We start from the raw sequence: 5950 nt of genomic DNA, 5'->3' as shown, positions 1-5950 counted from the left end.
CTCGATAATCGCCCATTCCCGATCTGTCAGTTCGTACCGCCGCCGTGCCATCAAGCCCTCCAACTCTGGAGGCCTCTGAATCACGCCAATCGCCAATCCTCAAGGCTTTTTATGAGTTTACGGCCTAGGCCACGCCGACCAGATGGCACCTGCGGACCGAAGGCCGCTGCCATGATTGTGGTGAACCATATCACGCCAACATCCCCTTAGTCCGTGCGGCTGTCAGCATCGCGGCTCTCACAGGTGGCTCTAGAAAATATGACCATCCGCGCATATTTGCGTTGACTTCAATCAACTGCGTTAATATCAAAATTGCACTATCGGATAAAAATAAACCGAGAAGATGGGGAGAAGTGCAATGCGAGGACGAGCGTCTTCATTATTCCTGACGGGTACAGCCCTGTTCACGATGGCCAGCGCGGCCGCCGCCCAGGAGGCCACGCCGCCGGCGGACGCCCAGAGCGGACAGACATCAGCCCAGGATATCGTCGTCACCGGAACCCGCATCGTGCGCGACGGCTATACCGCGCCGACGCCGGTGACCGTCGCATCGACCGAAGAGCTGGTGAAGGCGACCCCATCCAACATTCCCGACGCGCTCAACAAGTTGCCGCAGTTCCAGAACTCGTCCAGCCCGTCGCGCAGCTCGATGAATTTCGCCAACACCGCGGCGCACGGCAATGTGCTGAACCTGCGTGGCGTCGGGCCGTTGCGCACGCTGATCCTGTTCGATGGCCAGCGGGTGGCGCCGACCACCTATCTCGGCACGGTCGATGTCAATGTCATCCCCAACCTGCTGATCCAGCGGGTGGACGTGGTGACCGGCGGCGCTTCGGCGGCCTATGGCTCCGACGCGGTCTCGGGCGTCGTCAATTTCGTGCTCGACAAGAAATTTACCGGCCTGACCGGCGTCGCCCAGGGCTCGACGTCGCAGCGCGGCGATAATCAGGGCTATCGCTTCGGCATCGCCGGCGGCTTCGACTTCGGTGGCGATCGCGGCCATCTGTTACTGAGCGCCGAGACTTTCAAGAATAACGGCATGCTGCGCAGCGACCGCAAACTGGGACGTGGCGCCTATAGCTATGTCGGCAGCACGGTCGGCTGCACCAATCCCAATGCTGCGGCCGATCCCACCGCCTGCTCGCCGGGCGGCTCGCTCAATCCCTATATGATCGCATCCGGCGTAACGCTGAGCGCTGCATCGGAATATGGCAAGATCACATCGGGGCCGTTCACCAATTACCGGTTCGACGCCAATGGCGCGCTGGTGCCGTTCAGCAACGGCACGGCAACCGGATCGCCGGGCTATTTTGTCGGGGGAGACGGGTATGCGATCTCGCCTGAAACGCAGGCGGTCGCCCCGCTGCACACCTATCAGGCCTTTGGCCGGGCGAGCTGGGACTTCACGCCGGACGTGACCGGCTATGTCCAGGGCAGCTTCTCGCGCAGCGACCTGTCCTACACCTCGCTCGCCAACAGCCTGGTGCCGCCGACGGCCGCCACGCTCTACAGCGGCAATCCCTATCTGCCGGCCGAACTTCAGGCCGCCTTCACCCCGACCAGCCAGTCGATCACGCTCGCCCGCTATGGCGCCAATTCACCCCGGCCCCACACGACGGAACGCACCGATTACTGGATGGTCAATGCCGGGTTCGAAGGGACGCTGGCGGACAAATGGAAATGGAATGTCGCCTTCAACCATGGCGACTCCAATTTCTCGGTCGCACAGGAAGGCGTCTGGGATTGGCAGCATTTCTATGCCGCGACCGATGCCGTGCGCAATGGCAGCGGCCAGATCGTCTGCCGGGCCAGCCTGAGTGCCGATCCGACGATCGCTGCCCGCTATGCCAATTGCCAGCCCTTCAATCTGCTGGCCACCGGCGACGCCTATGCCAGCCAGCCTGGCTATGACTATGTCGTGGGTACGTCGCGTTACCGCGCCCGCATCTGGCAGAACGCCATGTCGGCCAGCATCCAGGGCGCCCTGTTCGACCTGCCCGCCGGTCCGGTCGACGTCGCGCTGGGTGCGGAATATCGCCGCCAGAGCCTGCGCCTGACCAGCAATGCCAACCCCGCCGATCTCGACACGACGGCGGAACGCAGCGCCTATTTCGCCGGCCTGCGCGGCGTGCCTTCGTCGGTTTATCATTATTGGCTGACCAATGTCGGCGAGGCGTCGGGCGACCTGAGCGTCAAGGAGGTGTTCGGCGAACTGGCGGTGCCGCTGCTCAAGGACCAGCCCTTTGCGCAGGAACTGAGCCTGAACGCGGCCGGCCGCTATACCGATTACAGCACGTCGGGATCAGTCAAGACCTGGAAGCTGGGCGCCACCTGGAAACCGATCAGCGACCTGCTGCTGCGCGGGTCGGTCTCGCGCGATATCCGCGCGCCCAATCTGTTCGAGCTGTTTGCCGGCGATCAGAGCGCGATCAGCCTGCTGGTCGATCCGGTCAGCGGCATCACCGCCAATGTGCCGCAGGTGACGGGCGGCAACCCCGATCTGAAACCGGAAAAGGCAGATACGCTGACCTTCGGCGCCGTCATCACGCCGTCCTTCCTGCCGGGGCTCAGCCTGTCGGTCGATTATTACCGGATCAAGATCAAGGATGCGATCGGCACGTTGAGCCTGACCCAGATCGTCAACAATTGCAGCCAGAGCGGCGGCACCGCGCCCGAATGCGCGCTCGTCACCCGCGACACGCCGACATCCTTCCCCAGCCAGATCCGTGTCGCGCCCGCCAATATCGCCTTCCTTGAAACCAGCGGCATCGATTTCGACGCCTCCTACCGGACCGAACTGGCCGGCGGCAATCTGGGCCTGCGCCTCTATGCCAGCTATCTCGACAGCTATCAGACCCAGCAGTCATCGACCGCGCCGGTGCTGGAATATGCCGGGATCAGCACGATCAGCAGCACACCGGAAGGCCGCCCGCGCTGGCGTGGCACGCTCAGCGTCAATTACGAGATTGGCCGGGTCGGCGTCTTCCTCAACCAGCAACTGATCGGCAAGGTGAAGCTGGGCATTCCCGGCGGGCTGGAAAACGGCCTTGGCCAGACGATCGGCGCGATCGGCTATACCGACATGACGCTCAGCTACCGCTTGCCGGTGGCCAACGGTCATGTCGAATTCTTCGGCACCGTCAACAATCTGTTCGACAAGGATCCGCCGTTGATCCCCGGCACCATTCCAGGCGTCAACATCGCCACCAATTTCGCGCTTTACGACACGGTGGGCCGCGCCTTCACGGGCGGCATCCGCTTCAAGTTCTGAAAGCCGGACGGCGGCCTGGTGCCGCCGTATCTCTCTCCCTGGGCGCCGGCTGCCAATGCAACCGGCGTCTCTTTTTTTGTCCAAGGAGGTCGCCTTGCCAAATGCTTCGCCCCATCCCGTCCATCGCCCGTCCAGCAGGGTCTTGAGCGCGACATCCTCCCTCGCGCTGCTCATGGCGCTCTCAGCGCCTGCCGTCGCCCAGACCTCCGATGCTTCGGCCGCGAAAATCTATGGCCGCACGCCGGCGGAATCCTCGCCGCCCAGATGGCCTCAGCCAGTCCGCGCCGCCAACGGGGCTCCCAATATCCTGATCGTCATGACCGACGATGTCGGCTTTGGTGCCAGCAGCACCTTTGGCGGCCCGATCCCCACGCCGACCTTCGACGCGCTCGCGCAGGCCGGACTGCGTTATAACCAGTTCAACACCACCGCCATCTGTTCGCCGACCCGCGCCTCGCTGCTGACCGGGCGCGATCCGCAGGCGGTCGGCATGGGCTATGTCGCCAACTGGGCGACAGGCTATGACGGCTATAACAGCGTGATCCCCAAAAGCGCCGGCACCATGGCCCAGATCCTGAAGGAAAACGGCTATAATACGGCGATGATCGGCAAGGGGCATGTCACCCCGGAATGGGAAATGAGCCGCGCCGGACCGTTCGACCGCTGGCCCACGGGCCTGGGCTTCGAATATTTCTACGGCTTCCTGGGGGCCGACAGCAGCATGGCCGAACCCAATCTGGTCGAAAATACCGCGCATGTGCAGGCACCAGCCGATCCCGCCTATCATCTGGAACATGACCTGGCCGATCATGCTATCCGCTGGATCGACGAGCAGCATGCAGCCGCCCCGGACAAGCCCTTTCTCCTCTATTATGCGACCGGCACCGCCCATGCCCCCAACCAGCCGCCCGCCGACTGGATGGCGCGCTTTCGTGGCAAATTCGATGCCGGCTGGGACGCGATGCGGGCGGAAACGGTCGCCCGGCAGAAGCGGCTGGGCGTGATCCCGCAGGGGACGGACGATGCCCCCCGGCCCGACACATTGCCGCGCTGGGACAGCCTGACCGCCGATCAGAAGCGTCTCTATGCCCGCTATATGGAGGCTTATGCCGCGTCGCTCGCCTATGCCGACGCGCAGATCGGCCGCGTCATCCAGCGGCTGCGCGACAATGGCGAGATCGACAACACGCTGATCATCTATATCCAGGGCGACAATGGCGCGAGCGCGGAAGGCAGTTTCGACGGCAAGCTGTTCGAGCAGTCGGCGCTGAGCGGGGTGAAGGAAAATCCCGATTATGCCCTGGCCCATATCGACGATATCGGCACGCGACATGCCTATAATCTGATCCCCGGCGGATGGGGCTGGGCGCTCAACGCTCCCTTCCCCTGGGCCAAGCGCTATGGCTCTCATTTCGGCGGCACCCGCAATGGCATGGTGATGTCCTGGCCGCGCCATATCCAGGATCCGGGCGGGCTGCGCAGCCAGTTCCACCATGTCAGCGACATCATGCCGACCGTGCTGGAGGCCGCCGGGGTCAAGGCGCCCGAGATATTGGACGGCGTACCGCAAAAGCCGATCACCGGAATCAGCATGGGTTACAGCTTCGCCGCGAAGGACGCCCCCTCGCACCGCACGACCCAGGTGTTCGCGATGGCGCAGAATCTGAGCGTCTACAAGGATGGCTGGGTGGCTGCGACCGCGCCGATGGTGACGCCGTGGGAACGCACGCCGCCGCCGCCCGTGCCGATCGACCAGCGCGTCTGGCAGCTATATGATACCCGCTCGGACTTCAGCGAAGCGCATGATCTGGCCGCTGCCAATCCGCAAAAACTTGCCGCGCTCAAGGATCTGTTCTGGGCCGAAGCGGCGACCGCCGGCATCCTGCCGATCCATGGCAGCGAAGGCGGGCAGAAGGGCCGACCTGACCATAATGCCGGGCGTGTCCTGTTCACCTATCATGGCCCGATCGGTCCCATTCCGGAAAGCGCGGCGCCGGGATTGGTTGGCCATTCCTTCACCATCCGCGCGCAGGTGAGCGTGCCGGCCGATGGCGGCCAGGGCGTTATCGCCGTGCATGGTGGCCGCTTCGGCGGCTACAGCCTGTTCCTGGACAAGGGGCGACCCAGCTTCACCTATAATCTGACCCCGGCCCATACGAGCCGGATTGCCGGCACCGCGCCCCTGACTGCGGGGCGGCACGATATCGGCCTGCGCTTCGTCATGGACCAGGAAGCGCCGACCAGTGGCGCCACCGCCACGCTGCTGGTGGATGGCAAAGAGGTCGCGCGCGGCCGGATCGACCGCACCTTCGCGCTCGTCGTGTCGCACACCGAGGATTTCGAGGTCGGCCAGGACAGTATCAGCCCGGTCGATCCTGCCTATGATGTGGCCAGCGGCCACTTCACCGGGACGATCGAGCGAGTGGATATCAGCCTGCCCTAGGGTCCCTTTGCTTTCCGCATTTTGCGAGCCGTCCGCTGTGCCAGCTGACTTCAAAATGCTCTAGCGCGTAGACTCATTACGCACTGCACCAGATGCGCACGCAGATGAACTTGATGGCTGCGAGGAAGTTGGCAGGGTCTTTGTCATAGCGGGTGGCGATGCCACGGAACTGCTTGATGCGGTTGAAGAATCGTTCGACGAGGTTTCGCTGTTTGTAGAGCCACGGCGAGAAGGCG

3 protein-coding genes are annotated in these 5950 nt (G+C 63.6%); 2 read left to right on the top strand and 1 reads right to left on the bottom strand.

Going from position 1 to position 5950, the window contains the following annotated elements:
• Nucleotides 1-358 precede the first annotated feature (358 nt).
• Both CG471_RS28550 and CG471_RS28545 read left to right on the top strand, forming a co-directional pair.
• Entirely contained in the window at nt 359-3271 is a 2913-nt protein-coding gene (locus CG471_RS28550) for a TonB-dependent receptor domain-containing protein (protein WP_257211725.1), read from the top strand.
• Nucleotides 3272-3443: 172 nt separating this feature from the next.
• On the top strand, nt 3444-5714 hold the full coding sequence (locus CG471_RS28545) for an arylsulfatase (RefSeq protein ID WP_099234514.1): 2271 nt from the start codon (nt 3444-3446) through the stop codon (nt 5712-5714).
• A gap of 76 nt (nt 5715-5790) precedes the next feature.
• Here the strand turns inward: CG471_RS28545 and CG471_RS28540 are convergent.
• The coding region (locus tag CG471_RS28540) for a transposase (protein ID WP_143560307.1) at nt 5791-5950 on the bottom strand (160 nt) is incomplete at its 5' end.

This window comes from Sphingobium sp. IP1 (assembly GCF_002708645.1).
Lineage (GTDB): Bacteria > Pseudomonadota > Alphaproteobacteria > Sphingomonadales > Sphingomonadaceae > Sphingobium > Sphingobium yanoikuyae.
The sequence above is the reverse complement of the archived record's forward strand: the minus strand, read 5'-3'. Positions and strand labels throughout refer to the sequence as shown.